Annotated in this window: 27 protein-coding genes; 13 read left to right on the top strand and 14 right to left on the bottom strand. The window is 57.2% G+C overall.

The genetic code is table 11. From position 1 onward, the window contains the following. The first annotated feature begins 9 nt into the window (after positions 1-9). The gene (msrA, locus tag ACR0JA_RS16350; RefSeq protein ID WP_480577127.1) at positions 10-681 is read left to right on the top strand and encodes a peptide-methionine (S)-S-oxide reductase MsrA; all 672 of its coding nucleotides are present in this window, start codon (positions 10-12) and stop codon (positions 679-681) included. Here the strand turns inward: msrA and ACR0JA_RS16345 are convergent. Together ACR0JA_RS16345 and ACR0JA_RS16340 are read right to left on the bottom strand one after the other, a co-directional pair. After that, positions 678-1550, bottom strand: coding sequence for a ribokinase (locus ACR0JA_RS16345; RefSeq protein WP_480577124.1), 873 nt, complete (start codon positions 1548-1550; stop codon positions 678-680). The genes msrA and ACR0JA_RS16345 overlap by 4 nt on opposite strands. A 3-nt stretch (positions 1551-1553) precedes the next feature. Beyond that, on the bottom strand, positions 1554-3809 hold the full coding sequence (locus ACR0JA_RS16340; RefSeq protein ID WP_480577121.1) for an NADP-dependent malic enzyme: 2256 nt from the start codon (positions 3807-3809) through the stop codon (positions 1554-1556). Between the two features lie 161 nt (positions 3810-3970). Between ACR0JA_RS16340 and mutS the strand changes: the two genes are divergently transcribed. Beyond that, on the top strand, positions 3971-6583 hold the full coding sequence (gene mutS / locus ACR0JA_RS16335) for a DNA mismatch repair protein MutS (RefSeq protein ID WP_480577423.1): 2613 nt from the start codon (positions 3971-3973) through the stop codon (positions 6581-6583). 58 nt (positions 6584-6641) lie between these two features. Here the strand turns inward: mutS and ACR0JA_RS16330 are convergent, their stop codons facing one another. Together ACR0JA_RS16330 and hrcA are read right to left on the bottom strand one after the other, a co-directional pair. Then, positions 6642-7205, bottom strand: coding sequence for a nucleotide exchange factor GrpE (locus ACR0JA_RS16330; protein ID WP_480577118.1), 564 nt, complete (start codon positions 7203-7205; stop codon positions 6642-6644). A gap of 10 nt (positions 7206-7215) precedes the next feature. Continuing rightward, positions 7216-8280 (bottom strand): heat-inducible transcriptional repressor HrcA, encoded by a 1065-nt coding sequence (gene hrcA / locus ACR0JA_RS16325; RefSeq protein ID WP_480577115.1) that lies wholly within the window; start codon positions 8278-8280, stop codon positions 7216-7218. Between the two features lie 112 nt (positions 8281-8392). Between hrcA and rph the strand changes: the two genes are divergently transcribed. Genes rph through ACR0JA_RS16305 form a run of 4 tightly spaced genes read left to right on the top strand, consistent with a single transcriptional unit; the run spans position 8393 to position 11218 of the window. Then, the gene (rph, locus tag ACR0JA_RS16320) at positions 8393-9106 is read left to right on the top strand and encodes a ribonuclease PH (protein ID WP_480577112.1); all 714 of its coding nucleotides are present in this window, start codon (positions 8393-8395) and stop codon (positions 9104-9106) included. Further along, the gene (gene rdgB / locus ACR0JA_RS16315; protein ID WP_480577109.1) at positions 9103-9717 is read left to right on the top strand and encodes an RdgB/HAM1 family non-canonical purine NTP pyrophosphatase; all 615 of its coding nucleotides are present in this window, start codon (positions 9103-9105) and stop codon (positions 9715-9717) included. The genes rph and rdgB overlap by 4 nt, the downstream gene beginning before the upstream one ends. After that, a complete protein-coding gene (gene hemW / locus ACR0JA_RS16310; protein ID WP_480577107.1) occupies positions 9707-10861 on the top strand; it encodes a radical SAM family heme chaperone HemW in 1155 nt (384 codons plus the stop codon). Before rdgB ends, hemW begins: the two co-directional genes overlap by 11 nt. A gap of 3 nt (positions 10862-10864) precedes the next feature. Further along, on the top strand, positions 10865-11218 hold the full coding sequence (locus ACR0JA_RS16305; protein ID WP_480577104.1) for a YbaN family protein: 354 nt from the start codon (positions 10865-10867) through the stop codon (positions 11216-11218). Here the strand turns inward: ACR0JA_RS16305 and ACR0JA_RS16300 are convergent. From ACR0JA_RS16300 to ACR0JA_RS16270, 7 genes are all read right to left on the bottom strand, one after another. Further along, positions 11208-12104, bottom strand: coding sequence for a ParB/RepB/Spo0J family partition protein (locus tag ACR0JA_RS16300; RefSeq protein WP_480577101.1), 897 nt, complete (start codon positions 12102-12104; stop codon positions 11208-11210). The two genes, ACR0JA_RS16305 and ACR0JA_RS16300, sit on opposite strands and share 11 nt — an antisense overlap. Positions 12105-12125: 21 nt before the next feature. Then, on the bottom strand, positions 12126-12926 hold the full coding sequence (locus ACR0JA_RS16295; protein WP_480577098.1) for a ParA family protein: 801 nt from the start codon (positions 12924-12926) through the stop codon (positions 12126-12128). Beyond that, on the bottom strand, positions 12919-13542 hold the full coding sequence (gene rsmG, locus ACR0JA_RS16290; protein WP_480577095.1) for a 16S rRNA (guanine(527)-N(7))-methyltransferase RsmG: 624 nt from the start codon (positions 13540-13542) through the stop codon (positions 12919-12921). The genes ACR0JA_RS16295 and rsmG overlap by 8 nt, the downstream gene beginning before the upstream one ends. Further along, on the bottom strand, positions 13539-15407 hold the full coding sequence (gene mnmG / locus ACR0JA_RS16285) for a tRNA uridine-5-carboxymethylaminomethyl(34) synthesis enzyme MnmG (protein WP_480577092.1): 1869 nt from the start codon (positions 15405-15407) through the stop codon (positions 13539-13541). The genes rsmG and mnmG overlap by 4 nt, the downstream gene beginning before the upstream one ends. A 12-nt stretch (positions 15408-15419) precedes the next feature. Then, complete coding sequence (gene mnmE / locus ACR0JA_RS16280) at positions 15420-16706, bottom strand: tRNA uridine-5-carboxymethylaminomethyl(34) synthesis GTPase MnmE (RefSeq protein WP_480577090.1); 1287 nt, start codon at positions 16704-16706, stop codon at positions 15420-15422. Positions 16707-16736: 30 nt separating this feature from the next. Beyond that, a complete protein-coding gene (rho, locus tag ACR0JA_RS16275) occupies positions 16737-18008 on the bottom strand; it encodes a transcription termination factor Rho (protein ID WP_480577087.1) in 1272 nt (423 codons plus the stop codon). A 122-nt stretch (positions 18009-18130) separates the two neighbouring features. Then, positions 18131-18580, bottom strand: a complete 450-nt coding sequence (locus tag ACR0JA_RS16270) for a CopD family protein (RefSeq protein WP_480577084.1) — start codon at positions 18578-18580, stop codon at positions 18131-18133. A gap of 403 nt (positions 18581-18983) precedes the next feature. On the opposite strand from ACR0JA_RS16270, the gene ACR0JA_RS16265 reads away from it, so the two are divergent. Genes ACR0JA_RS16265 through dnaQ form a run of 4 tightly spaced genes read left to right on the top strand, consistent with a single transcriptional unit; the run spans position 18984 to position 21718 of the window. Then, positions 18984-19583 carry a Maf family protein gene (locus ACR0JA_RS16265; protein WP_480577081.1) on the top strand — a complete coding sequence of 200 codons (600 nt, stop codon included), beginning with the start codon at positions 18984-18986 and terminating at the stop codon, positions 19581-19583. After that, the gene (locus tag ACR0JA_RS16260) at positions 19580-20413 is read left to right on the top strand and encodes a shikimate dehydrogenase (RefSeq protein WP_480577078.1); all 834 of its coding nucleotides are present in this window, start codon (positions 19580-19582) and stop codon (positions 20411-20413) included. The genes ACR0JA_RS16265 and ACR0JA_RS16260 overlap by 4 nt, the downstream gene beginning before the upstream one ends. Further along, complete coding sequence (coaE, locus tag ACR0JA_RS16255) at positions 20410-21003, top strand: dephospho-CoA kinase (RefSeq protein ID WP_480577075.1); 594 nt, start codon at positions 20410-20412, stop codon at positions 21001-21003. Before ACR0JA_RS16260 ends, coaE begins: the two co-directional genes overlap by 4 nt. Then, a complete protein-coding gene (gene dnaQ, locus ACR0JA_RS16250; RefSeq protein WP_480577072.1) occupies positions 20996-21718 on the top strand; it encodes a DNA polymerase III subunit epsilon in 723 nt (240 codons plus the stop codon). Before coaE ends, dnaQ begins: the two co-directional genes overlap by 8 nt. A gap of 25 nt (positions 21719-21743) precedes the next feature. On the opposite strand, the gene secB is transcribed toward dnaQ, so the two are convergent. Beyond that, positions 21744-22244, bottom strand: a complete 501-nt coding sequence (secB, locus tag ACR0JA_RS16245; RefSeq protein ID WP_480577070.1) for a protein-export chaperone SecB — start codon at positions 22242-22244, stop codon at positions 21744-21746. A 54-nt stretch (positions 22245-22298) separates the two neighbouring features. After that, entirely contained in the window at positions 22299-22799 is a 501-nt protein-coding gene (locus ACR0JA_RS16240; protein WP_480577067.1) for an FxsA family protein, read from the bottom strand. A 108-nt stretch (positions 22800-22907) separates the two neighbouring features. On the opposite strand from ACR0JA_RS16240, the gene ACR0JA_RS16235 reads away from it, so the two are divergent. The 3 genes from ACR0JA_RS16235 to ACR0JA_RS16225 are packed head-to-tail and all read left to right on the top strand — an operon-like array spanning position 22908 to position 25194. Then, the gene (locus ACR0JA_RS16235; protein WP_480577064.1) at positions 22908-23570 is read left to right on the top strand and encodes a Tim44/TimA family putative adaptor protein; all 663 of its coding nucleotides are present in this window, start codon (positions 22908-22910) and stop codon (positions 23568-23570) included. Further along, a complete protein-coding gene (gene mltA / locus ACR0JA_RS16230) occupies positions 23567-24607 on the top strand; it encodes a murein transglycosylase A (RefSeq protein ID WP_480577062.1) in 1041 nt (346 codons plus the stop codon). The genes ACR0JA_RS16235 and mltA overlap by 4 nt, the downstream gene beginning before the upstream one ends. After that, a complete protein-coding gene (locus ACR0JA_RS16225) occupies positions 24607-25194 on the top strand; it encodes a Smr/MutS family protein (RefSeq protein WP_480577059.1) in 588 nt (195 codons plus the stop codon). The genes mltA and ACR0JA_RS16225 overlap by 1 nt, the downstream gene beginning before the upstream one ends. A 43-nt stretch (positions 25195-25237) precedes the next feature. On the opposite strand, the gene ACR0JA_RS16220 is transcribed toward ACR0JA_RS16225, so the two are convergent. Beyond that, positions 25238-26554 carry a nucleotide sugar dehydrogenase gene (locus ACR0JA_RS16220; RefSeq protein ID WP_480577056.1) on the bottom strand — a complete coding sequence of 439 codons (1317 nt, stop codon included), beginning with the start codon at positions 26552-26554 and terminating at the stop codon, positions 25238-25240. Between the last annotated feature and the right edge of the window lie 443 nt (positions 26555-26997).

Below are 26997 nucleotides of genomic sequence, written 5' to 3'. Positions count from 1 at the left end.
AGACTCGCCATGACCCGGACTGCCCATTTTGCCGATCTCAAACCCGCGCTGCTGTTCGCTCTGATTGCCCTTGTCGCAACCCTGCGCGCGCTGCCTGCCCCGGCGGCCGGTGCTGAAACGCTGACCGTGGCCGGTGGTTGTTTCTGGTGCGTAGAATCCGATTTTGAATCCGTTCCCGGTGTGATCGGGGCCGTTTCTGGTTACACCGGCGGCACGTCGGCCAACCCGTCTTATGATCAGGTGTCCAGCGGTGGCAGCGGACATTATGAAGCGGTCCAGATCACCTTTGACCCGGCCCGGGTTAGCCGAGAAACCCTGTTGAACATGTTTTTCCGATCCGTTGATCCCACTGATGCGGGCGGTCAGTTCTGCGACCGCGGAGAGAGCTACAGAACTGCGATTTTTGTCTCTAATTCAGGCGAAAAGGCCGCTGCGCAAGCCGCCAAAACAGATGCACAAAAAGCACTTGGGCAGAAAGTTGTTACGCCCATCCTGCAGGCAAGCACGTTCTACCCGGCCGAGTCGTACCATCAGGATTACTACAAAGGCGACAAGCTGGTTCTGACCCGGTTCGGCCCTAAGCGTCAGAAAAATGCTTATAAGGCCTATCGCAAAGCCTGCGGTCGTGACGCACGCGTCAAGCAGCTTTGGGGCACGAGCGCACCCTTCGCCGGATCCTAATCCAGCCGTGCCTCGCGCACTTCTTTCAGGTCGGGAATGACATCGGCCGTTCCGTGCCGCGTAACCATCAGGGCCGCGGCACGCATCGCTTGTGAAATCGCCTGCGCCATTGGCATCCCGTGATCCATCCCGGCCAGCACATAGCCGGTAAAGGTATCGCCTGCTCCGGTGGTGTCGACGGGATCAACTTTGTGGGCGGCAAAGTCGACCGGATCGTGGCCGCGCTGGAAGTACCGCGCGCCTTTTGCGCCAAGGGTGACGACAACATCGTCAACGGGCAAAGCATCAAGGGCAATACCTGTTGCCTGCTGCAACTGTTCCGCCTCAATCTCGTTCAGGATCAGGAAGTCCAGATGGGGAAGTACAGCCTCGACCGCCTCGGCCTGAAACGGGGCTGCGGCATAGCAGACCTTGAGGCCCAGCTTGCGACCCAACTCTGCGGCATGAACCTGAGCATTGGTTTCATTCTGCATCACCAACAGATCACCAGATGCGGCGGCTGACAAAGCCTGTCCCAATTGATCTTCGGTGATTGCGTGATTGGCGCCCTGGTACAGGATTATGTTGTTTTCGCCCTCAGCATCCACCGCGATGATGGCGTGGCCGGTGGGAACATCCACCTGCGCAATATGGCGCGTATCCACCCCGTATTCGGTTAACCTGTCGCGGGCCCAGTCACCCTCGGGGCCCACCGCACCGATATGGGCCACCTGCGCGCCAGCACGTGCCGCCGCGACAGACATATTCGCACCCTTGCCACCCAGAAACCGGTCCAACCGGCGCGCAGCCAGGGTTTCCCCCGGCCCCGGCAGGTGCGGCAAGTCATAGATCATATCCGCATTGATCGAGCCGAGGTTCCAGATGGTCATCGTTTACCCAATATCGCAAGAGGCCAATATGGCCATGTTCAGGATGTCATTTGCGGTCGCGTTGGTCGAACAGATCTGAATCGGTTTGTCGACACCGGACAGGATCGGTCCAATCACGGTGGCCCCTCCCATTTCCTGCATCAACTTGGTCGAGATCGACGCCGAGTGCCGCGCCGGTACGATCAGAATGTTTGCGGGCCCGGTCAGGCGCTGGAACGGGTATGCGGCTTGCTGATCCATGTTCAGGGCCACGTCCACGGTCATTTCACCTTCGTATTCAAAGTCAACGCCACGCTGATCCAGAACCGCCGGTGCGCGGTGCATTTTCTCTGCCCGTTCGGATACCGGGTAACCAAAGGTCGAGAAACTGACAAATGCTACGCGAGGTTCAAGCCCCATGTGACGCGCCACGGCTGCCGAACGTTCGGCGATATTGGCCAGATCGTTCTCATCCGGCCATTCATGGACCAGAGTATCTCCGATCAGCACAATCCGACCTTTATGCAGCAGCGCGGTCACACCTGCAGCGCCATGCGTCGCATCTGCGTCAAACACGTGGTTGATCCGGTCCAGAACATGCGCCGATTTGCGGGTCGCCCCTGTCACCAGACCATCGCCATGCCCGTGCGCCAACATCAGGGACGAGAATACGTGCCGATCCCGCGCCGCCAGACGGTGGATGTCCTTGCGATCAAAGCCTTTACGCTGCAGCCGCTGATAGAGGAAATCCTTGTAAGCATCCAAATGCATTGTGTTGGCAGCGTTCACCACATCCAGTTCGCGCACCGCATCGCCAAGCCCGGCCTCCTCCAGCTTTTGTTTGACCTCATCAGGACGCCCGACAACCAGAGCTTTGCCAAAGCCCGAACGCTGATACATCACCGCCGCGCGCAATACCCGGGGGTCATCACCTTCGGCAAAGATCATGCGGCTTTGAGCCTGGCGCGCGCGGGCGTTCAACCCCCGCAGAATGCTGGCGGTCGGGTCCATGCGGGATTTCAGGCTCAGCTCATAGGCGTCCATATCGATGATCGGACGGCGGGCTGCACCTGTATCCATGCCAGCCTTGGCGACCGCAGGCGGAATCCGGTGGATCAGGCGCGGGTCAAACGGTGTGGGAATGATGTAGTCACGACCAAAGGTCAGTGACTTGCCATAGGCCATGGCGACTTCATCCGGCACATCCTCGCGCGCCAGACGGGCCAGCGCATGGGCGCAGGCGATCTTCATCTCGTCATTGATGGCGCGGGCGTGGATGTCCAAAGCGCCTCGGAACAGATAGGGGAAACCCAGTACGTTGTTGACCTGATTGGGATAATCGCTTCGCCCGGTTGCAACGATGGCATCAACGCGCACCTCATGCGCCTCTTCTGGGGTAATCTCGGGGTCAGGGTTCGCCATCGCAAAGATCACCGGATTGTCGGCCATGCTGGCGACCATGTCCTGGGTGACCGCGCCCTTGACCGACACGCCCAGGAACACATCCGCGCCTTTCATGGCGTCTTCCAACGTGCGCAGGTCTGTGGTGATGGCGTGGGCCGATTTCCACTGGTTCATCCCGTCAGTCCGGCCCTGATAGATCACACCCTTGGTGTCGCAGACGATGCAATTTTCATGCTTTGCACCCATCGCCTTGAGCAGTTCAATGCAAGCGATGCCCGCAGCTCCGGCACCATTCAGGACGATCTTCACATCCTCGATCTTCTTGCCTGAAATGTGCAGCGCATTGATCAGTCCTGCTGCGCAGATCACCGCCGTCCCATGCTGGTCGTCGTGGAAGACGGGGATATCCATTTCTTCCTTCAGGCGCTGTTCGATGATGAAACACTCGGGCGCCTTGATGTCTTCGAGGTTGATGCCGCCAAATGTCGGCCCCATCAGCCGCACGGCACGACAGAATTCATCCGGGTCTTCGGTGTCCAGTTCGATATCGATCGAGTTCACATCGGCAAAGCGCTTGAACAGGACTGATTTCCCCTCCATCACCGGTTTCGAGCCCAGAGCACCAAGATTTCCAAGACCCAGAACGGCGGTCCCGTTCGAGATCACCGCCACCAGATTGCCCTTGTTGGTATAATCATACGCCGTCTCGGGCGCTTCGGCGATGGCTTCACATGGAACAGCAACACCAGGGCTATAGGCCAGCGACAGATCGCGCTGGGTGGTCATGGGAACGGTGGCCTGCACCTCCCACTTGCCGGGGGTGGGGTCGAGGTGAAAGGCCAGCGCCTCTTCTTTGGTGATCTTCGCTTTGGGCATCTTAAATGTCGTTTCCATGACTTTGGGGCTCTCGCCTCATAGCGCAGGCGGCGCCGCGCCTCAACGAGAATGAGTTTTCGCCTTTTACAGAAGATGCGGGATTTGTAAGGTCGCGCCCGGAACACGCCAGAAGGGGGCCGGTTTTGTCCACAGTCACGCCGATGATGGCACAATATCTCGAGATCAAAGAGGCCCATGCCGACGCACTGCTGTTTTATCGCATGGGTGACTTCTACGAGATGTTTTTCGAGGATGCCGTCAACGCAGCCGAAGCGTTGGACATCGCCCTAACAAAACGCGGCAAGCACAATGGCACCGACATCCCAATGTGCGGCGTGCCTGTTCATTCAGCCGAAGGCTACCTGCTGACCCTGATCCGCAAGGGCTTCCGCGTGGCTGTCTGCGAACAAATGGAAAGCCCGGCGGAAGCGAAGAAAAGAGGCTCTAAATCGGTGGTACGGCGCGATGTCGTCCGCCTTGTGACGCCCGGCACGCTGACCGAAGACGCGCTTCTGGAAGCCCGAAGCCACAACTTTCTGGCCACCTATTCCGAGGTTCGGGACGAGGCCGCCCTGGCTTGGGCCGATATCTCGACCGGTGCGTTCCACGTGATGCCACTTACCTCGGTTCGGCTCAGCCCCGAGTTGGCACGGCTGGCTCCGTCCGAACTGATCGTGGCAGACGGACTGGAACAAAACCTGCAGGACACGGTGCGCGATCTCGGCATCTCGCTGACCCCGATCGGTCGCGCCAGTTTCGACAGCACGGCGGCGGAAAAGCGTATTTGCGCGCTGTTTCACGTCGGCGCGCTGGATGCCTTCGGGAATTTCGGGCGCGCCGAGGTGTCGGCGATGGGTGCGCTGATCGACTATCTTGAGATTACCCAGAAGGGCAAACTGCCTCTGCTGCAAACACCTTTGAAAGAATCCGAGGACCGCGTGGTCCAGATCGACGCCGCCACACGCCGCAATCTGGAACTGACCCGTTCGCTCTCGGGTGGGCGCGCCGGATCATTGCTGTCGGTGGTGGACCGAACCGTGACACCAGGCGGGGCGCGGTTGCTGGAACAGCGACTCTCGAGCCCGTCGCGCAATCTGGATGTGATCCATGCCCGTCTTGACGCAGTAGGTTTCGCGACTGAGGACGGCCTGACCGCCTCGGATCTGCGCGAAGCATTGCGCAAAACACCCGACCTTGACCGCGCGCTGTCGCGGCTGTCGCTCGACCGCGGTGGGCCCCGCGATCTCGCCGCGATCCGCAATGGATTGGCGCAGGCGGGCACGATCGCCGGAATTTGCGAAGGTCAGGACCTCCCGATACTGCTGGCGACTGCGCTACAGAACCTTGTCGGCTTCGATGATCTGCTGACCCTGCTGGACGAGGCTCTGGTTGCAGAGCCACCCCTGCTGGCCCGCGACGGAGGGTTCATCACGCCGGGTTTTGACAGCGAACTGGATGAGGTGCGGACGCTGCGGGACGAAGGTCGCTCGGTCATAGCCGGGTTTCAGCAGAAATATGCGGAACATACCGGCATCGCTTCGCTGAAAATAAAACACAACAATGTGTTGGGCTATTTTATCGAGACCACAGCGACGCATGCCGAGAAAATGCTGAACACGCCCTTTAGCGAAACCTATATCCACCGCCAGACCACCGCCAATCAGGTGCGGTTCACCACGGTCGAACTGTCCGAAATCGAGACCCGTATTCTAAACGCGGGCAATCTGGCGCTTGAGATCGAAAAGCGGCTCTATCAAAGGCTTTCGAGCGAAATTCTAGCCCTCGCCGCGCGCCTCAACCAAGCCGCCCGAGGGCTGGCAGAGCTCGACCTGACCACAGCGCTCGCCGATCTGGCGCGTGGTGAAAACTGGTGTCGCCCGCAGGTCGACACATCTCGAACTTTCTGTGTGCAAGGTGGCCGCCACCCCGTAGTTGAACACGCGCTACGCCAACAAAGCGGCGATGCCTTCATCGCCAATGATTGCGATCTCAGCGCCGACCAAGGTGCGGCAATCTGGCTGCTGACCGGCCCGAACATGGCCGGTAAATCAACCTTTCTGCGCCAGAACGCCCTGATTGCGCTCCTAGCACAAATGGGCAGCTATGTCCCTGCGGAACAAGCTCAGATCGGCGTGATCAGCCAGCTTTTCAGCCGCGTCGGTGCCTCTGACGATCTGGCCCGGGGTCGCTCGACATTCATGGTCGAAATGGTCGAAACTGCCGCCATTCTCAATCAGGCTGACGACCACGCGCTGGTCATTCTTGACGAGATTGGCCGCGGCACCGCCACTTATGACGGTCTCTCGATCGCCTGGGCCACACTGGAACACCTGCACGCATCGAACAAATGCCGGGCCCTGTTTGCCACACATTACCACGAACTCACGGCGCTGGCAGGCAAACTGGAGGGCGTCGACAACGCCACCGTAGCGGTCAAGGAATGGGAAGGCGAGGTCATCTTCCTGCACGAAGTTCACAAAGGTGCCGCCGACCGCTCCTACGGCGTACAGGTCGCGCAACTTGCGGGCCTACCCGCTTCGGTTGTCGACCGCGCGCGCGTCGTCCTGGATCAACTGGAAAAAACCGAGAGGGAGGGAGGCAAACAAAAAGCGCTGATCGACGATCTTCCGCTGTTTTCAGCCTCTCCACCACCACCGCCCGCACCTAAAACCTCCCCCGTCACCGAGATGCTGAACGACATCCTTCCCGACGAACTCAGCCCCCGCGAAGCGCTCGATCTGATCTACAAACTGAAAGAGGCGGCCAAATCCTGACTGCCCCTTCATCTTTTCAAAAATACTCTCGCCGAAGGCTTGGCCTCGCAGAGGCCAATCAACTTGCTGGTGTCGATGAAACGCCTACCTGCGCCGGGCGCAGCAACCGGTCGTGCAACATGAAGCCTTCTGCCGAGACCTGAATAATGTCCCCCGCACGGGTGCCGGGCACCGGGGCTTCAAACATTGCTTCATGCACATTCGGGTCAAACCGATCACCGACTTCAGGCGTGATGACCTCGATCCCGTGTTTCTGGAACACGTCCTTTAGCGCCCGCATGGTCAGTTCGACACCTTCGATCAGACCTGCCGCCACCTCTTTCTGCTCATCGGTCGCAGCCTCAAGCGCGCGTTTCATGTTGTCGTAGACCGGCAACATGTCGCGGGCCAGCTTCGAGCCACCATATTGTTCCGCATCGCGACGCGCCTTGTCACCACGTTTGCGCGCATTCTCGGCATCCGCCAGTGCGCGCATAAAGCGGTCTTTGTATTCGTCCCGCTGCGCCCGCAGTTCGTCCAGCTCCAGCGCTTCTTCACTGATCTCGGCAATTTCCTCGGCCAGTTCTTCCGCTTCGGCGGACATGATATCGTCCAGAAATTCTTCGTTCTTGGGCTCTGCCATTTCTTACCCTCTAGCTCCGGTCGGATATCAGCTTGCCGACCAGTTGCGCCGTATAATCCACGATCGGCACGATCCGTCCATAATTCAGACGTGTGGGTCCAATGACCCCAACCGCACCAATTATCTTACGATCAGCGTTCATATATGGAGACACCACCAAAGAGGAACCCGAAAGTGAGAAAAGTTTGTTCTCAGAGCCAATAAAAATGCGCACACCCTCGCCTTCTTCGGTCAATTCCAGGAATTCGGCGATATCACGTTTGCGTTCAAGATCATCAAACAGGCTTCGAATGCGCTCCAGCTCTTCTGCCGCGCCCGGTTCACCCAGAAGATTCGCACGCCCGCGCACGATCAACCGGGCCGAGTCGGCACTGTCCCCATCCCACGCGGCGATGCCACTTTCCACCATCTCTCGCGCCAGTACATCGATCTCCTGACGCCGTGCCGCGATCTGGCTTTGCATCTGGCGGCGCACCTGGCTCAGGGTTCGCCCCTCGATCAGCGCGTTCAGGAAATTCGCCGCTTCGCGCATTGAGCTCGGTGTCTGGCCGGGTGGTGGAGTGAACAGGCGATTTTCGACATGTCCATCTGCAAAGACCAGCACGACCAGCGCGCGGTCATGCGCCAGTGATACGAACTCGATATGCTTGATCTCGGATTCGCGCTTGGGCGTCAGAACCAGCGAAGCGCCATGCGTAACGTGAGACAGCGCCGACCCGACGCGGTCCAGCATTCCGCCCACATCGCCCGCGTTAGAGCCTAATGTCTCGTCCAGTTTCTGCCGATCATCCGCACCTAGATCGCCAACTTCAAGCAGCCCATCGACGAACATCCGCAGCCCCTGCTGCGTCGGAATCCGGCCGGCGCTGACATGAGGGCTGTCGAGCAGGCCCAAAAACTCCAGATGCTGCATCACATTGCGCACGGTTGCCGCGCTGACCTTTTCCGACAAGGTGCGGGTCAGCGTGCGGCTGCCAACGGGCTCGCCACTGTCCAAGTAGCTTTCGACGATCAGACGGAACACTTCGCGTGACCGGTCATTCATCTCGTCCAGAATTTTGCTCGCTTCGCTCATCTGTGATCCCTTGCTGGATCGTCATTAAATAGCAGGCACAAGAAAGGTCAATCGGGGTTGCATCGTAACGCTGCGGGGCGGTATCCCCAAGCCAGCAAACAAAGGAATACCCATGCGACCCTCAGGACGTGATCTAAACGAAATGCGCGCCGTTTCTATCGAAACAGGTTTCACCAAACATGCCGAAGGTTCCTGCCTGATCAAGATGGGCGACACCCATGTGCTGTGCACCGCCACGATCGAGGATCGCGTGCCGCCGTTCATCAAAGGCTCGGGCCTGGGTTGGGTCACCGCCGAATACGGCATGTTGCCCCGCGCCACCAACACAAGGATGCGGCGTGAGGCGGCCAGCGGCAAGCAAGGTGGCCGCACCGTGGAAATCCAACGCCTGATCGGCCGCGCCCTGCGCGCCGGTGTGGATCGCGTGGCATTGGGAGAACGCCAGATCACCGTCGACTGCGATGTGATCCAGGCCGATGGCGGCACCCGTTGCGCCTCGATCACCGGGGGCTGGGTCGCGCTGCGTCTGGCGGTGAACAAGCTGATGAAAGCGGGCGACGTGATTTCGGACCCGCTTGTCGATCCGGTCGCCGCCGTGTCCTGTGGCATCTATGCGGGTCAACCAGTGCTGGATCTGGACTATCCCGAAGACAGTGAGGCCGGAGTTGACGGCAACTTTATCATGACTGGATCGGGCAAACTGATCGAAGTTCAGATGAGCGCCGAAGGATCGGTCTTTAGCCGCGCGCAAATGGATCAACTGATGGATCTGGCGGAAAAAGGCGTGGGCGAGCTGGCGGAAGCGCAGAAAGCCGCAACCGCATGACCCGCAAATTCGACGGGGACAGGCTGCTGATCGCCACACACAACAAAGGCAAACTTGAGGAGATGGCGCATCTTCTCAAACCCTTTGGTGTAACTGTCTTGGGCGCTGGTGAAATGGACCTGCCGGAACCGGAAGAAACCGAGGATACTTTCGTCGGCAATGCCCGGATCAAGGCCCATGCCGCCGCGCAAGCCACCGGCCTGCCCGCCCTGTCGGACGATTCCGGGATCACCATTGACGCGCTGGACGGTGCGCCGGGCGTCTACACGGCGGACTGGGCTGAAACCGGCAATGGCCGTGATTTCCTGATGGCCATGACCCGCGCGCATAATGAACTGGAAGCCAAGAACGCAGCGCACCCGCGCAAAGCACAGTTTCGCTGCACATTGGTTCTGGCCTGGCCCGATGGGCACGACGAAGTGTTCGAAGGCATCGCGCCTGGCCATTTGGTTTGGCCAATCCGTGGCAAAGATGGCTTCGGCTATGATCCGATGTTTGTCCCCGAAGGCCACGACATTACCTTTGCGGAAATGGATCGCTGGGAAAAGAACAAGATCAGCCATCGCGGCCGCGCGGTGGAGATGTTCGTGAAAGGCTGCTTTGGCGGATGATTGGCGCAACGGGGGCTTTGGCCTGTACGTGCACTGGCCGTTTTGCGAGGCCAAATGCCCCTATTGCGACTTCAACAGCCATGTTTCAAAAAACATTAACCAAAAACAATGGCTTACTGCCTATCTAAACGAAATAAAACGCAGCGCCCAAGAAACCCCTGATCGGGTTCTGAATACGATCTTCTTTGGTGGCGGTACCCCGTCGCTGATGGACCCCGATACTGTTGTGGCAGTGATAGATGCCGCGCGCGCGCTCTGGCATCCGGCAAATGACATGGAAATCACGCTCGAGGCCAATCCCGGTTCCGTCGAAGCCGGACGGTTCTCGGCCTACCGCGAAGCGGGCGTCAACCGCATCTCAATGGGCGTGCAAGCACTGAACGACGAAGACCTGCGCCGATTGGGTCGTATCCACACGGTCGCCGAAGCCCGCACCGCCTTTGATATTGCACGCAATTGCTTTGACCGGGTCAGCTTTGACCTGATCTATGCCCGACAGCATCAAACCGTTGATGCGTGGCGCACGGAACTGACCGAAGCGTTGTCGATGGCGATTGACCACCTGTCTCTTTATCAACTTACGATCGAAGACGGCACCGCCTTTGGCGACCGCTATGCCGTCGGAAAACTACGCGGGCTGCCCGAAGATGACAGCGCCGCCGACATGTACCTGATCACCCAAGAGATTTGCCAGGCACACGGCCTACCCGCTTACGAGGTGTCCAACCATGCCCGCGCGGGTGCGGAATCCCGGCATAACTTGATCTATTGGCGCTATGGCGATTATGTCGGCATTGGCCCTGGTGCCCATGGGCGGATCACCCAGGATGGCCGGAAATATGCGACCGAGACCTATCTGAATCCACAACGCTGGCTGGACGCGGCCCTAAGTGATGGCGGGAAAAAGTCAAAGACCCTTCTGACACGCGAAGATCAGAGCAATGAATACCTTATGATGGGTATGAGGATCAAAGAGGGGCTAGATATTGAGCGTTTTACAGCTTTGTCAGGACGTAAGCTGTCTGAGAGCGTGATCGATCACTTATCCCAGATTGGCATGGTTAAAGTTCAGGACAACAGGTTGATTGCCTCAGAGCAGGGTCGCGCCGTCCTGAATGCGGTGGTCCGGGAATTGTTGGAGTAAATGATGCGATATCTCTGGGCCGGGTTGGGTCTGCTCTGCGTCGCGGTGGCAATTATCGGAGTTGTCCTGCCGTTGCTGCCAACCGTTCCCTTCCTGTTGCTGGCAGCGTTTTTCTTTGCCCGTTCGTCCTCGAGATTGCACACATGGCTGATCACGCACCGGACGTTTGGGCCGATGATCCTTGATTGGCAACGATCCGGTGCCATCCGTCCCGCAGCAAAAAAAGCGGCCACCATATCGGTCGCCGCCGTATTTGCGCTCTCGGTGATATTCGGCGCGCCCTCACATGTCCTGATTATTCAGGCCGTCGTGCTGAGCGGTGTGATGATCTTTATCTGGACCCGCCCTAACGGCTGAGTTTGGCGCAAAGATCGTCCAACTGGTCGAGATTCTCATAGGTCAGAACAACTTGCCCGGTCTCGCTGCCCGGTTTGTGGTTGATCGAAACTTTCATCGCCAGAATCGCCGACAGATCCTTTTCCAGCGCGCGTGTATCCGCATCCTTGCCCGCATTCAGGTTCCTGGACTTCGGGGCGGGTTTTTCAGCGTCGGGCTGGTTCTGTTTCTTCACCAGATTCTCGGTCGCACGTACCGATAACCCATCGCGGACGACCTGCTTGGCCAGTTCCGAAGGGTTTTCCGCCGTGATCAGCGCACGCGCATGTCCTGCGGATATTTTCCCTTCTATTACAAGGGTTTGTACGTCAATTGGTAATGACAACAACCGCATGAGATTGGCGATATGGCTGCGGCTTTTGCCCAAAGCCTCTGACAGTTTCTCCTGAGTATGGCCGAATTTGTCCATCAACTGCTTATACCCAGCCGCCTCTTCCACTGCATTCAGGTCAGCACGCTGGATGTTTTCGATGATCGCAACTTCCAGAACTTCGGTATCGTCAAAGTCCCGCACAACAACCGGGATGTCATGCAGTTGCGCCATCTGTGCCGCGCGCCAGCGGCGTTCTCCGGCGACGATCTCATAGTCTCCGCCAGCGATGCTGCGAACGATCAAAGGCTGGATAATGCCCTTTTCCTTGACCGAGGCTGCAAGCTCATCCAGTTGATCCTGCGAGAATGTCCGGCGCGGCTGGTTTGGGTTGGCGCGCAGCTTCTCAATCGGCACTTTCAGATCCGGGCGGCGCGGCTCGGATGTGATCCGGCCCTCTGCTTCGGACGTGACATCCGCCATCAACGCGGACAATCCCCGCCCCAGACCTCGTGATTTACTGTTCTTCACGCTCATGATCGCCCTCCTGACGGCCGCTTAGGCGGCTACTTTGTTCTTATGAATGACCTCGCGGGCCAAATGCCGATAAGCCATCGCCCCCAGGGATCCGGAGTCGTACTGCAACACCGGCAACGCATAAGACGGCGCTTCGCTGACCCGCACATTCCTAGGTATCTTGGTTTTAAATACCATCTCACCCAGATTGTCACGTGCGTCCTTTTCAACCTGACGGGACAAGTTGTTGCGGTTGTCATACATGGTCAACACAACACCTTCGATCCGTAAGTCCGGATTAGCAGTCTGACGAACCTCACGAATGGTCAGCATCAACTGCGAAAGCCCCTCAAGCGCAAAGAACTCGCTTTGAAGCGGAACCAGGACCGAATGTGCCGCCACCATGGCATTGACCGTAAGTAAATTAAGTGACGGAGGGCAATCTATCAGCACGTAATCCAACTCGAAGGAATCGATAGCGGTCTGGCGCAATGCATCATGAAGAAGATAGCTGCGTTTCTCGTTTGAGATCAGTTCGATATCGGCTGAACTCAGATCAACGGTCGCGGGTACAACCAAAAGATTTTCAATTTCGGAATCCTGAACAACAGCTTCAAGCGGCGCATCATCCAGCAACAGATCATAGGTTGTCCAGTCCCGATCCTCGACCCCTAGACCCGTAGAAGCATTTCCCTGCGGGTCGAGATCAACAACCAGCACTTTGCACCCTGCCTCGGCCAGCCCTGCCGCCAGATTGATCGCCGTTGTGGTCTTGCCAACCCCGCCCTTTTGGTTGGCAACTGCGATTATCCGGGGCCCGGCAGGACGAGATAAATCAACCAAAAGAGACTCCTTTGACTTTCAGGATAACGGCTTTGGGTTCCGTTAGACTTGTAATTGGCTCAGCCTGAAAATTCCATTCTTCGTGCGCGTCCGCCAGTTCTTTTTTCCAGCTTTCGCCTTTGGGCAACAATGCCGTGCCAGATTTACTTAAATGCCTGTCACAAAACGAAATAAGCGTTCTTAGATCTGCCAGGGCACGTGCTGAAAGAACATCTGCCATCAACGGTTCAATTGCCTCGATCCGCTTTGAAATCACTCGGCAGTTGGCCTTGGTTTCTCGGGCCACCGTCCTCAGAAACGCCGATTTGCGTTGGTCGCTTTCGACCAGGGTAAATTTTGTCCCCGGCGATTCCTCAATCGCCAATATCGCGCAGACCATGCCGGGAAACCCCCCACCGCTTCCTAGATCCACCCAGTGGTCGGCAGCCTCGGCACAGCGGAATACTTGCACCGAATCCAATATGTGGCGCGTCCAAAGCTCACTCAAACTGTTTCGGGACACCAGATTTATCTTAGGATTCCAGCGCTTAACCAGTTCAGCGTAGTTCGAGAGCCTTTGGAGTGTTTCACGTGAAACATTGAGATCAGAGAGCGCTCCGAACTGATCTGACGTCATGCCTGTCGCGCTTTCTCGTTGCGTCTCAGCTTGGCTAGAACAAGGGTAAGCGCAGCCGGCGTTACCCCTTCGACGCGGCCTGCTTGCGCAATGTTCTCTGGCTGAGCTTTCGATAGCTTTTGCTTCATTTCGGTCGAGAGCCCATCTAGCGCAAAATAGTCAAAGTCCCGCGGTATCTGATGGGATTCATCCCGCTTCATCGCGTCCACATCGCGTTTTTGACGGTCAATGTAGTTTGCGTAAAGCGCGTCTCGTTCGACCTGTTGGCGTATTTCTGGATCGGTTTCTTCCAGGCCTGGATACAATGGAATCAGATTTTCGAATGTCACATCCGGAAACGCCAGAACACTCATCCCGGTCCGGCGATTACCGTCCTGATTGACATTAATCCCAGTCGCCCGGATCTCTTTCGGGGTGAAATCCTCGTTGGTAAGACGACTTTTGACCGTATTCAGCTTCTCCAGCTTTTTTTCGAACACAGTGCTCCGCGTCGCGCCAACACAACCCAACGCCATACCGGCTGGTGTTAATCGTTGATCCGCATTGTCAGCCCGAAGGGACAGCCGAAATTCGGCGCGCGAGGTGAACATGCGATAGGGTTCCGCAACGCCTCGCGTCGTCAAGTCGTCAACCATGACACCGATATAGCTGTCCGAACGCGTAAAGACATGCGGATCACGGTCTTGAACACAAAGCGCAGCATTCAACCCAGCAACGAGGCCTTGCGCAGCTGCCTCTTCATACCCCGTGGTTCCATTGATTTGACCCGCAAGAAACAGGCCCGGAACATCAGGGAGCGACAGGGTGGCAGACAGGGCCCGCGGATCGACATAATCGTATTCGATGGCGTAGCCAGGCTGCAGGATTTCTGCGCCCTCAAGCCCTTTTATCGATCGAACATAGTCCCATTGAACCTCTTCCGGCAAAGAGGTTGAGATTCCGTTGGGATAAACAGTGTGATCATTCGCACCTTCGGGTTCCAAAAAGATTTGGTGCGAATCTTTGTCCGCGAACCTGACGATCTTGTCCTCGATCGACGGGCAATATCTGGGGCCGATCCCGTCGATATGGCCACCATACATGGCTGATCTTGATAGATTTTTCTCGATAATCTCGTGGGTTCTAGCGTTGGTATGGGTGATACCACATGCGATTTGCGGGGCGTAAACACCATTTGAAAGAAATGAAAACAAAGTCGGCTCGTCATCGCCATCCTGCCGTTCCAAGCTATCCCAGTCGATCGTACGACCGTCCAGGCGTGGCGGTGTGCCGGTTTTCAGTCTGGCCATGGGTAGTCCGAAACCATCCATTCGTTCTGCCAGTTTGATCGAAGGGCGATCTCCCATTCGTCCACCCGGGCGCGATACATCGCCGATATGTATGACTCCACGAAGAAATGTTCCAGAAGTCAGGATAACGGCCTTGGATGGAATCTCGGACCCATCTGCAAGAAGAACACCAGATACCCGATCTCCATTCATAAGGAAATCGACAACTTCGCCTTCGATAACCGACAGGTTAGGTTGATTGTGAGTTTCGGCCAACATGGCCGTCCGGTACAAGGCACGGTCCGCTTGCGCTCTCGGTCCTTGAACGGCAGGTCCTTTGCGTCGGTTCAAAAGTCGGAACTGGATACCCGCCCGATCCGCGACCCGACCCATGACACCGTCCATCGCGTCGATTTCGCGGACCAAGTGCCCTTTTCCCAAACCTCCAATGGCCGGGTTACAGGACATCACTCCGATATCGCGCTCGGAAAGCGTAACCAGCGCGGTTGATACACCCATACGGGCGGCTGCGTGCGCTGCTTCCGCCCCGGAATGACCGGCCCCAACGACAAGAACATCAAATTTCGAATGTTTCACGTGAAACACTCCTTACTTTCCCAAACAGAAACTGGAGAATATTTCGTCCAGTAACGTTTCGACATCTATTCGCCCAACTAAAGATTCAAGCGCCCGAATGGCGGTGCGCAGCTCTTCTGCTGCAATATCATACATGTCCGGACCCGAATCCAGAACGTCAACGGCAGCCAACAACGCGTCACTTGCTTTCACCATCGCAGTTCGGTGACGCTCACGCGTCGCAATACCATGGCTTGCGGTTCTTTTGTTCAAGACACACGATATATTGTTAATCAACTGATCAACACCCTGCCCCGTTTTACCCGATATTCCGTCACTGCCCGCGTCGCGTAGGTCAGCTTTTGGCAAAACGTGGATGTCTTCAGTTTGAAATTCAACTCCCAGTTCCGCGGGGGTGTCAGACAGAAAGACACGAATATCCGCACGCTCGGCGCGCTTGCGGGCCAATTCGATACCCAGTGTTTCGACATGGTCGTCGGTTTCTCTTAGGCCGGCCGTATCGAGCAACGTAACCGGCAATCCGGCCAGGTCCATTCGCACTTCGATCACGTCGCGGGTGGTTCCGGCGTATTCGGATGTGATTGCTGCGTCGCGCCCTGCCAGTGCATTTAGCAGCGTGGACTTCCCCGCGTTCGGAAGGCCAACGATAGCCACCTCAAACCCGGTTCGGATACGTTCGGCAATTTGGACGCCGTCCGCTTGTTTTTGCAGATCAGTCAAAACGCCAGACATCAGTGCGCGAACCTCGGGCGTGACGTCCGTCGGTACCTCTTCATCCGCGAAGTCGATCACCGCCTCCAACAACGCGGCCGCCCGGATCAGATCCCGCCGCCATCGCTCCACCAGAGACCCCAGCGCTCCGGCCAAAATCGATTGCGCCTGCTTGCGCTGTACTTCGGTTTCAGCATCAATCAGATCTGCCAGGCCTTCGACCTGCGTCAGATCCATCTTTCCGTTTTCCAGTGCCCGCCGCGTGAACTCTCCAGGTTCAGCCAAGCGCAGTCCATCGATATCGGAAAGGCAGCGCATAACCGCGTCGGTGGACGCTGTGCTGCCGTGGATCTGCAGCTCGGCAACGTCTTCTCCGGTAAAGCTGGCCGGGGACTTGAAGGTCAGGACCAATCCGTCATCCAGCCGAGACCCTTCGGCGTCGTGCAGGCTACACAGCTTCATTCCGCGAGAAGGCAATTCCTTTCCAGCCATTCTGGAAGCGGCAGAATGGGCAAGCGGACCCGACAGTCTTATAACTGCTACGCCAGCTTTGCCCTGCGCGCTGGCCAAGGCGAATATCGTATCCATTCGGCGGCCCCGCGTTGCTCAAGACCCGGATCAGGTGTTCATCGAATCGAAGAACTCACCGTTTGTCTTGGTCTGTTTCAACTTCGACAGCAGGAATTCGATCGCGTCGGTGGTCCCCATCGGGTTGAGGATACGGCGCAGAACAAAGGTCTTGGCGAGATCGCCTTTGTCGACTAGCAGATCCTCTTTCCGGGTGCCGGACTTGAGGATATCGATGGCCGGGAACACGCGCTTGTCCGCGATCTTGCGGTCCAGCACGATTTCCGAGTTACCGGTACCTTTGAATTCTTCAAAGATCACCTCGTCCATCCGGCTGCCGGTATCGATCAGTGCGGTGGCGATGATGGTCAGCGAACCGCCCTCTTCGATATTCCGCGCCGCACCAAAGAACCGCTTGGGTCGTTGCAGCGCATTGGCGTCCACACCACCGGTCAGAACTTTACCTGATGATGGCACCACAGTGTTAAACGCCCTACCAAGTCTTGTGATCGAGTCCAGCAAGATCACAACATCTCGTTTATGTTCGACCAAACGCTTGGCTTTTTCGATCACCATTTCCGAAACGGCTACGTGGCGGGTCGCGGGTTCATCGAAGGTCGAGGAGACAACCTCACCCTTTACCGACCGCTGCATATCGGTCACCTCTTCCGGGCGTTCGTCGATCAGCAGGACGATCAGATAACACTCGGGATGGTTCTGTTCGATCGAGTGCGCGATGTTTTGCAAGATCACGGTTTTACCGGTCCGCGGAGGCGCCACGATCAGCGAACGCTGGCCTTTACCGATCGGCGACACCAGGTCGATTACACGAGCCGATTTATCCTTGATTGTGGGATCTTCGATTTCCATCTTCAGACGCTCATCCGGATACAGAGGCGTCAGGTTATCGAACAGGATCTTGTGCTTGGCTTTCTCGGGGTCTTCAAAGTTGATCTTGGTGACTTTGGTCAGCGCAAAATAGCGTTCGTTCTCATCGGGTGCCTTGATCTCGCCCTCGACGGTGTCGCCAGTGCGCAGCGAGTGCTGGCGGATCATATCAGGCGAAACATAGATGTCGTCAGGGCCGGGCAGATAGTTCGCCTCGGGCGAGCGCAGGAAGCCAAAGCCGTCTTGCAGCACCTCAAGCACGCCATCGCCACCAACAGTCCAGCCTTCATCTGCGCGTTCACGCAGGATCTGGAACATCATCTCGCCTTTGCGCATGGTCGAGGCGTTTTCGATCTCAAGCTCTTCGGCCATCGCCAGTAGATCTTTGGGGCTTTTGGCCTTGAGATCAGCCAGATTCAGAGAGTCAGTCGACATGATAGATACCTTCACCGCTGACAGCGCGGCTTGCAGTGGAATTTCAGTACGGAAAATACGCCGCCCGGACGGGCGTGTTATTCGCTAAGTAATCTCTTACATGCCAAGAGTCAAACAGCCCCTCAGAACTTCAGAACGACCGCCAGAACGATGATAACCATCAATACGGTCGGAACCTCGTTCATCATGCGATACTGCCGCCCACTGAGCGTATTTCGCCCCGCAGCGAAGTCCTTGCGGCGTGCCAGCAGCCAATGATGAAACCACGTCATCGCAATCACCGCCGCACCCTTCACCCAAGGCCAGCTCCAGTCCCAACCGACAACACCAGGCGTGAACACCATGATCAGACCGCAGACCCATGCCGCAATCATCGCCGGGCGCATGATCACACGCAGCAGTTTTTCTTCCATTTCAAAGAAGATTGGTTCCGCACCTTCGACAGCTTGCGCCTTTTCAACGTGATAGACGAACAGGCGCGGCAAATAGAACAAACCTGCCATCCACGAAATCACGGCCATGATATGCAGAGCCTTCACCCAAGGGTAAATTGTAAAAAGAAGGTCTGTCATCCTGGCTCCGGGCTCTGGTCAGGTCATCCCTAATAAAAAAATATAGAAAGAAAAAGGATGATGGTTTTGTAGGGAGGAGAAATTCCGTGGATTAGTTTTTTACTCAGGGCTTTTCCCCATGAGGACAAATCCTAAAGGCAGATTTTCCGATCCCGTGATTCTTTGAAAAGAATATTAATAACAAATACTTAATCGACCTCTGATCCTTCCCTTCTGGGGATAAGTCCTGGGGAAAAACGGGACAAGTCACTTATCCATACTGATGGACTTATCCTTGTCCCGTTTGGATTGAATTGGAACGACTCGCAGATGTTTTCAGCAAAATTCCCGGGCTTGCGTGTCAACAGGAAAACCATACAAACCATCCCGGACCACTCAACGAATTGCTCAGGGGGTTTTCCACATGTCTGTCCCCATTATCCTTGCTTCGGGCTCGGCCATTCGCGCGCAGATGTTGCGCAACGCTGGCGTGCCGTTTGACATCCAGACAGCCCGGGTGGACGAAGACACCGCCAAACGCGCTCTGCTGGCAGAAGGTGCGCCGCCGCGCGATATTGCGGATACGCTGGCCGAGATGAAAGCCCGCAAGGTCAGCGACAAGAACCCCGGCGCTTTGGTGCTGGGCTGCGACCAGGTGCTGGATTTCGAAGGGCACCTTCTGTCGAAACCCGAAACCCCTGAGGAGGCGTTGGCGCATCTCAAGATGATGCGCGGCAAGCGGCATATGTTGTTGTCCGCCGCGGTCATCTACCAGAACGGCGAGCCGCTTTGGCGACATGTCGGTCAGGTCAGGTTGCGTATGCGAGCCAGTTCGGACGCTTATCTGCGCGACTATGTTTCGCGCAACTGGGACAGCATTCGCCATGCGGTTGGAGCCTATAAACTCGAAGAGGAAGGCGTACGCCTTTTTGCCACAATTGATGGCGACTATTTCAATGTCCTGGGGATGCCCTTATTGGAACTTCTGAATTTTCTGGCGGTGAAAGGTGTGATTGACCAATGACGGACCATCGTATTCCTCTGGCCGGTGTCATCGGTCACCCCGTGGCGCATTCCCGGTCGCCGAAACTGCATGGTCACTGGCTAAAAACATATGGATTGTCAGGGCATTATGTCCCGATGGACGTGACGCCCGCCGACTTGGAAGAGGTTTTGCGGACATTGCCAAAGATGGGTTTTGTCGGCGCAAATGTCACTGTCCCGCATAAAGAAGCCGCGCTGCGCCTGGCCGATCACGTGTCTGATCGCGCATCAGTCATTGGCGCTGCAAATACGCTGGTCTTTCGCGAAGATGGCTCGATCCATGCTGACAATACGGACGGGTATGGCTTTCTTGAGAACCTGCGTGCCGGCGCTCCGGACTGGGTTCCACAAGACGGCCCGGCGGTGGTCTTTGGGGCTGGTGGCGCCGCGCGCGCGATCCTATGGGCGCTGGCAGATGCAGGCGTGCCCGAGATTCTGTTGACCAACCGCACCCGCACCCGCGCGGACCATTTGAAAGAAGAGTTCGGCCAGCGCATCACCGTTGTTGACTGGGTGCAGGCCGGGAATGTCATCGAAACCGCCGAGCTGGTGGTCAACACCACGTCGCTTGGCATGCAGGGACAACCGGAATTGCGGGTGCCTCTGGACGGGCTGCAACCGGGCGCAGTGGTGACCGATCTTGTCTATACCCCACTCAGAACCCGCTTGCTGCAAAGCGCAGAAGAGGCCGGATGCACCACGGTCGACGGCCTGGGCATGCTGCTGCACCAGGCGGTTCCCGGCTTTGAACGCTGGTTCGGCGTGCGACCGCAGGTGGATGCGGCAACACGCGCTGCGGCTCTGGCATGAGTTTCGCACTTGGCCTGACCGGTTCCATCGGCATGGGCAAAAGCACAACCGCGCAGATGTTCGTCGCCGAGGGCTGCGCGTTGTGGGATGCCGACGCGGCCGTTCACCGGCTATACGCCGTTGGCGGCGACGCGGTTGATCCTATCAGAGCTGCGTTTCCAGCCGCAGTCGTCGACGGGTCCGTCAGCCGCGAGGCACTTAAACGGATCATCTCGGATGACCCGTCTGCGCTGAAGGCGATCGAGTACATTGTTCACCCTCTGGTCGCGCAGGATCGGGCTGCGTTCCGGGAAAGCGCAACGGCGGATATTCTGGTTTTCGACATCCCGCTGCTGTTTGAAACCGGAGGTGAGGCCACGATGGATGCGGTGGCCTGCGTGTCGGTTTCCGCCGATGAACAAAAGCGCCGCGTCATGGCGCGCGGCACCATGACCGAGGCGCAGTTTGACCAAATCCGTGCCAAGCAGATGCCGAACGAAGAAAAATGCGCGCGCTCGGATTATGTGATCGTGACAGACACGCTGGACCATGCCCGCGCGCAGGTGCAGGATGTGGTCAGGCAGATCAGGGCGGGAATGGCAGATGCGTGAGATTGTACTCGATACCGAAACCACAGGATTCGATCCCGAAGGTGGCGACCGGATCGTCGAGATCGGCGCGGTCGAACTGTGGAACCATGTGGCAACGGGTGAAACATATCACGTTTACATCAATCCCGAACGATCGATGCCGGAAGAGGCCTTTGGCGTTCATGGCATCGGGCCGGACCTGCTGGAAACCCCGCGCCCACCCGAAAAGGGTGAGGTCACGCTCAAGGACAAGCCGGTTTTCTCCAAGGTTGGCCAAGGGTTTCGCGATTTTATCGCCGACGCGAAGTTGGTGATCCACAACGCAGCCTTCGACATGAAATTCCTCAACGCCGAGCTGGGATGGATGGGTGTTCCGCTGATTCCGATGGAACAGGCCATTGATACGCTTGCAATTGCGCGCAAAAAATTTCCGGGCTCTCCGGCATCGCTGGATGCATTGTGCCGCCGGTTCAATATCGACAATTCAAACCGGGTACTGCACGGGGCACTGCTCGACTCGGAAATTCTGGCCGAGGTCTATCTGGAGCTGATCGGCGGGCGACAACCGGACTTCGGGCTGTCCTCGACAGCCGCAAGCAACAGCGGCGGCGCCGAGGATTGGAGGCCAACACCCCGCGCAACGGCCTTACCCGCGCGGATCACCGAAGACGAGCGCGCTGCGCATGAGGCATTTGTGGAAAAACTGGGCGAAAACGCCCTGTGGACCCGCGCCTGACGTCAGCCAGGCGCGGGTCAAAGCATCAAGCTTCGGTCTTTTGTGCCTGCGCAGCCTGGCGGCGCGCCAGCTCGTTGCGGTACAGCGCGACAAAGTCGATATTGTCCAGGTTGACCGGCGGATAGCCACCGTCACGTGTGATGTCGCTGACAACACGGCGCAGGAACGGGAACAGCATGCGCGGGCATTCGATCAGCAGGAACGGGTGCATTTGATCCTCGGGAACGCCTTCCACGTGGAACAGACCGCAATAATCGATCTCGCACAGAAACAGAACGTCATCCATGCCTTTGGCCTTGGAGGTCAGTTTCAGCTTGATCGATACTTCATACTGATGGTCCGGCGCGCGCTTCTTGGCGTCCAGATTGACCTGTACGTTGATCTCGGGCTGCACTTCGCCCGAAACGCCCTTCTGCGCCATAACGTTTTCAAAAGACAGGTCGCGAATAAACTGTCCCAGAACGCGCATCTGAACCTGCGGGGCGGCCTTTGCCGCGGTGTTTTCTTTGGCGTCTTCTTCGGCCATGGAGCTACTCCAAAAATGAAATTTGCCACTGCTTAGCAAGTTGGGCGGGGCACCTCAATGCTGGTGCGGGCCCTCCACCCATTTTGAGGGTTTTGACGGGTCCCTGCGGGGCTTGACCTCGGAAAACTCTCCGTCAATCACGTCGCCCTGGTCATATTGCGCTGGCCCGTCACGAAACTGTGTGCCGGCACCCATGCGGAACTGTGTCACTGTTACCTTGGATTTCAGATAACGGAACACAGCCACCCGCACGCCCGGAATTAACAAAGCAAAACCAACCGCATCTGTAAAAAATCCGGGCGTCAGCAACAAGGCACCGGACAGCAGGATCATGGCCCCGTGCGCCAGCGGCTCGGTCGGGTCGTCCAGCTCGGCAAAGGACCGCTGTAAGCTGGCCAGCGCCATGCGACCTTGTGTCCGCACCAAAAAGGTGCCCAAAACAGCGGTCAGGACCACGATGGCAAGCGTTGGCCATAGCCCGATCAGACCGCCAACCTGAATAAAAAGCGCGATCTCGATGATGGGCACCAACAAAAATGCCAAGAACAGATACATTTGCGTTATCCTTTACCATAGGCCGGGCTGTGGACTTGCCCCCCGGTGTCACCTACATAGTGGCTTGAGGCCGTGTACACAAAGTCCCGGCGCTGAAAAGAGTATGAAATGAGCGACAACCCTATGATCCAGTTGCTGGTCCTGGCCGGAATTGCCGTTTTCCTGATCCTGCGCCTGAAAAGCGTATTGGGCACGCGCGAAGGTTTTGAGAAACCACCCTTGCAGCAGCAGCCAGATACCAACTCTGCGCGGCGTGATTTCGAAGTGATCGAAGGTGGTCCGGATCATGACATCACCGACCACGTGGCCGAAGATAGCGAACAGGCTCAGACATTGGCCGCGATGAAGCGGGTCGAGCCCAGCTTTTCCGTCAGCGAATTTGTTCAGGGTGCACGCGGCGCTTATGAGATGATCGTGATGGGGTTCGAGAAAGGGAATCTGGATGAAATCCAGCCTTTCCTGTCCGAAGAGGTTTTCGACAGCTTCGTTTCGGTCGTGGCTGATCGAGAAGACAAGGGTCTGACAATCGAGGCCGAGTTTATCGGTGTGCGCGAAACCACATTGGCGGATGCCCATTTCGACAAGGACACCAACCAGGCCGAGATCACCATGCGGTTTATCGGCGAGCTGACATCGGTCGTGCGGGATCGCGGTGGTGATATCATCGAAGGCAACCCCAACACCGTCAAACGCCAAAAGGACAGCTGGACCTTTGCCCGCGTGATGGGCACGGATGATCCCAACTGGCTGCTTGTCGCAACGGACGCATGATTGCCACGCTCCGGTCGCTTTTTCTGGTGGGCGCAATGACCGCTGCCAGCGCCGCCGGAGCCGAGGCGACGCGGACAATCCTGTCATTTGACGCTCTGGATGGCTGGGCCGCCGACGATCACGGGGCGGCCCTTTCGGTGTTCCTCAACACCTGTGGTGATTTGAAAGACCCTGATTGGCAGGCCCTATGCGCGGTGGCCCGTAGTTATGAACCCGAGGCCGCGCGCGCGTTCTTTGAGCTGTTCTTTCGCCCGGTTCTGATCGAGGACGGCAACGACGCCCTGTTCACCGGGTATTTTGAGCCCGAACTGGACGGGGCGACCTCGCCTTCGGACAGGTTCCGCTATCCGCTATACCGTATACCGCCCGAGGCACGGCAGGCCGGACAATGGCTTAGTCGGCGTGAACTTTTGACCTCGGACGTGATGAAGGGCCGCGGGCTCGAGATCGCCTGGGTCGACGATCCGGTCGAACTGTTCTTTCTGCAAATTCAGGGCTCTGGCCGTATCCGCCTGCCGGATGGCAGCGCCCTGCGGGTGGGATATGGAGGCGCAAACGGACACCCCTACCGCTCGATCGGGTCCGAACTGGTGCGGCGCGGCGCGCTGGGCGCACATCAGGTCAGCGCCCAGATGATCCGTGCCTGGGTCCGTAAGAACCCCGAAGCCGGGGCCGAATTGCTGTTCCATAACCCCTCGTATGTGTTTTTCCGCAAGATCACCCGGGTCGCACCTGAGTTTGGTCCGCTGGGGGCGATGAATCGATCCGTGACCACATTGCGCAGCATCGCCGCCGATCCAGCATACACGCCACTGGGCGCGCCTGTCTGGATCGAGAAAGATGGTCAGAACCCGATGCGCCGCCTGATGATTGCGCAGGACACGGGGTCGGCCATCAAGGGTGCGCAACGTGCGGACGTATTTTTTGGCACCGGCGACGAGGCGGGCGAAGCCGCCGGCCGCCTCAAAGACCCCGGTCGTATGGTTGTTCTGCTGCCGATCCAACGCGCCTATGCTCTGCTTCCGGACGAATTCTGATGACCCGGCGCAAACTGACGGCGGACGAGATCGAGCTTTGGCGCAAGGTTGCAAAACAGGCCGAACGAATGCATCCCGAGGTTCCGCAATCCATACACCCCACAGTGTTGCCCAAGCCCAAGCCCGCAAAGCCTCCGAAGCCGAGGGTCGAGGCGTTTGACGTTGGGCAAAAGGCGACGCCCGCTCCGGCCCGACACACTCTGAAACCATCACTTGCAGAAGAACTGCGGGGCAGCCCGGTGCAGATGGACCTCAAGGCGTTCGGGCGCATGAAGCGCGGCAAGCTGAAACCCGAGGGCCGGATCGACCTGCACGGCATGCGCGTCGACACGGCGCATTCGTCGTTGATCCGGTTCATTCTCACTGCGCAGGCGCAGGGTAAAAGGTTGGTTCTGGTGATCACTGGCAAGGGCAAGGACCGCGACGAACCTGGCCCGATCCCCACGCCACGGGGGGTTCTGCGCAATCAGGTGCCGCGATGGCTGGCGTTGCCTCCGCTGGCACAGGCAGTGCTACAAATTGCGCCAGCGCATATCAGCCACGGCGGAGATGGCGCATACTACGTCTATCTGCGGCGCAGCCGTTAACCGGTCGGAATTGCGTTACTACCAGGTATCGTTTGAGCTAAGGCTACGCTCGAACGACATGGTCCGCGGCTGTCCGGTACCGACCACGAGTATCAACTATCAGGCGGGCATGCTTTTTGATCAGGTCGTAGTCGAAATCATCGTGGTTAGTTGCCAGTATGACGGCGTCCTGATCCGACAAGATTTCAGGCGTGAGGTCTGAAGAGGAAAGTTCAAAGAAATGTTCCCGCATTATCGGGAACTCGGGCACGTGGGGGTCGGAGTAGCTGAGCACGCCACCATTGTCACGGATCAGTTCCATCAATGTGACAGACGGGCTTTCGCGCATGTCATCGACATTCTTTTTGTAGGCGATGCCCAAGACCATAATTTTGCTGCCTCTGACCGATTTGCAGCGCTCGTTTAGGGCACTTGCCAGCTTACTAAATACATACTCTGGCATAGCCGTATTTACCTCGCCGGCAAGCTCAATGAAACGCGTGTTGATCCCGTATTCACGTGCCTTCCACGTCAGATAAAACGGATCAATCGGAATGCAGTGTCCGCCAAGACCAGGCCCTGGATAATATGGTGTGAAGCCAAAGGGTTTTGTGGCAGCGGCTTCTATGACTTCGAAAATATCGATGCCCATTTTGTCGGCGACAATCTTCATTTCATTGACAAGGCCAATGTTTACAGCCCGGTGAATGTTCTCAAGAAGCTTGGTCATTTCCGCAGTTTCGGTTGAGCTCACAGGAACCAGTTTGTCGATGGCCTGTTCATACAGCGCTAGACCGACCTCAAGGCAGGCTTCGGTATGCCCGCCGACAACTTTAGGGATTGTATTCGTCGTAAATTCTGGGTTTGCCGGGTCTTCTCGTTCAGGTGAATACACCGCAAATACGTCTTGGCCGACCTGAAGCCCATTCTTTTGCAGTCGCGGCAACACTTCTTCTTTAGTTGTTCCGGGGTATGTGGTGCTTTCCAGGGCGACGACTTGTCCCGGCCTCAGGTAGTCTGCGATCTGATCGCAAGTATTCGTCACAAAACTAAGGTCGGGTTCGCGGTATTGGTTCAGCGGGGTCGGCACACACAACATGATGCCGTCGGCCTCGGCAATCCGCGAAAAATCCGTCGTCGCTTCAAATCCCGCATCGCATGCGGCCGCTATTCTGGTATCCTGAATGTGCTCAATAGCGCTGCGACCCGCATTCAGTTCATTGACCTTTGTGGCGTCCAGATCAAAGCCGATAACTCGATAGCCGATCTCGGAATACCGCAGCGCCAAAGGTTGTCCGACGTAGCCCAGACCGACGATACCGATGACGGCTTTCCTTTCAGAGAGTTTTTCAAGCAAAACGTTCAAGGTTTCTTGTGTCATAAATACGCTTCTCTCAATCTGTGCTTGCAAACCCGGGACGACCTGGAATGCTAACTTCAGTCCACAGCGGGGACCGTGGTTCTCATAGTCGCTTCGACAAAAAACGCAATGAATAATTGTTTCGTGATCCTTTCGCCGCTAATCGCTTGATGGACACCGTCCGGTTTTCGGAAGAGTTTCTAAGTGAAGATGGTCGAATCGCGGTCTGTTGGCACCCACTTGATATTAGTCGCTGCATCGAAGGCGATGAACTATAGGTCAGAATCGAACAGATGATTACCGCTCTGGTGCCGAACCGAAAGCATTCCTGCTTCTGCCAAGAAAGCACTGGCAGACCACGCATGACCCAAGAGTCGATTTAACTCGCTTCACAGTCTCGCCGGAGACGTTTTGCATCGGCCGCAGTGGCCCGACCACCTCTGAACGGAATGTGGCTCAAACCA

The sequence above is a fragment of the Ruegeria sp. AM4 genome, assembly GCF_056540665.1.
The sequence above is the reverse complement of the archived record's forward strand: the minus strand, read 5'-3'. Positions and strand labels throughout refer to the sequence as shown.

Excerpts from the sequence above, each read along its gene's own strand:
- msrA (WP_480577127.1), top strand. The coding sequence starts at position 10 with ATGACCCGGACTGCCCATTTTGCCGATCTCAAACCCGCGCTGCTGTTC.
- ACR0JA_RS16345 (WP_480577124.1), bottom strand. The coding sequence starts at position 1,550 with ATGACCATCTGGAACCTCGGCTCGATCAATGCGGATATGATCTATGAC.
- ACR0JA_RS16340 (WP_480577121.1), bottom strand. The coding sequence starts at position 3,809 with ATGCCCAAAGCGAAGATCACCAAAGAAGAGGCGCTGGCCTTTCACCTC.
- mutS (WP_480577423.1), top strand. The coding sequence starts at position 3,971 with ATGATGGCACAATATCTCGAGATCAAAGAGGCCCATGCCGACGCACTG.
- ACR0JA_RS16330 (WP_480577118.1), bottom strand. The coding sequence starts at position 7,205 with ATGGCAGAGCCCAAGAACGAAGAATTTCTGGACGATATCATGTCCGCC.
- hrcA (WP_480577115.1), bottom strand. The coding sequence starts at position 8,280 with ATGAGCGAAGCGAGCAAAATTCTGGACGAGATGAATGACCGGTCACGC.
- rph (WP_480577112.1), top strand. The coding sequence starts at position 8,393 with ATGCGACCCTCAGGACGTGATCTAAACGAAATGCGCGCCGTTTCTATC.
- rdgB (WP_480577109.1), top strand. The coding sequence starts at position 9,103 with ATGACCCGCAAATTCGACGGGGACAGGCTGCTGATCGCCACACACAAC.
- ACR0JA_RS16305 (WP_480577104.1), top strand. The coding sequence starts at position 10,865 with ATGCGATATCTCTGGGCCGGGTTGGGTCTGCTCTGCGTCGCGGTGGCA.
- ACR0JA_RS16300 (WP_480577101.1), bottom strand. The coding sequence starts at position 12,104 with ATGAGCGTGAAGAACAGTAAATCACGAGGTCTGGGGCGGGGATTGTCC.
- rsmG (WP_480577095.1), bottom strand. The coding sequence starts at position 13,542 with ATGACGTCAGATCAGTTCGGAGCGCTCTCTGATCTCAATGTTTCACGT.
- mnmE (WP_480577090.1), bottom strand. The coding sequence starts at position 16,706 with ATGGATACGATATTCGCCTTGGCCAGCGCGCAGGGCAAAGCTGGCGTA.
- rho (WP_480577087.1), bottom strand. The coding sequence starts at position 18,008 with ATGTCGACTGACTCTCTGAATCTGGCTGATCTCAAGGCCAAAAGCCCC.
- ACR0JA_RS16270 (WP_480577084.1), bottom strand. The coding sequence starts at position 18,580 with ATGACAGACCTTCTTTTTACAATTTACCCTTGGGTGAAGGCTCTGCAT.
- ACR0JA_RS16265 (WP_480577081.1), top strand. The coding sequence starts at position 18,984 with ATGTCTGTCCCCATTATCCTTGCTTCGGGCTCGGCCATTCGCGCGCAG.
- ACR0JA_RS16260 (WP_480577078.1), top strand. The coding sequence starts at position 19,580 with ATGACGGACCATCGTATTCCTCTGGCCGGTGTCATCGGTCACCCCGTG.
- coaE (WP_480577075.1), top strand. The coding sequence starts at position 20,410 with ATGAGTTTCGCACTTGGCCTGACCGGTTCCATCGGCATGGGCAAAAGC.
- dnaQ (WP_480577072.1), top strand. The coding sequence starts at position 20,996 with ATGCGTGAGATTGTACTCGATACCGAAACCACAGGATTCGATCCCGAA.
- secB (WP_480577070.1), bottom strand. The coding sequence starts at position 22,244 with ATGGCCGAAGAAGACGCCAAAGAAAACACCGCGGCAAAGGCCGCCCCG.
- ACR0JA_RS16240 (WP_480577067.1), bottom strand. The coding sequence starts at position 22,799 with ATGTATCTGTTCTTGGCATTTTTGTTGGTGCCCATCATCGAGATCGCG.
- ACR0JA_RS16235 (WP_480577064.1), top strand. The coding sequence starts at position 22,908 with ATGAGCGACAACCCTATGATCCAGTTGCTGGTCCTGGCCGGAATTGCC.
- mltA (WP_480577062.1), top strand. The coding sequence starts at position 23,567 with ATGATTGCCACGCTCCGGTCGCTTTTTCTGGTGGGCGCAATGACCGCT.
- ACR0JA_RS16225 (WP_480577059.1), top strand. The coding sequence starts at position 24,607 with ATGACCCGGCGCAAACTGACGGCGGACGAGATCGAGCTTTGGCGCAAG.
- ACR0JA_RS16220 (WP_480577056.1), bottom strand. The coding sequence starts at position 26,554 with ATGACACAAGAAACCTTGAACGTTTTGCTTGAAAAACTCTCTGAAAGG.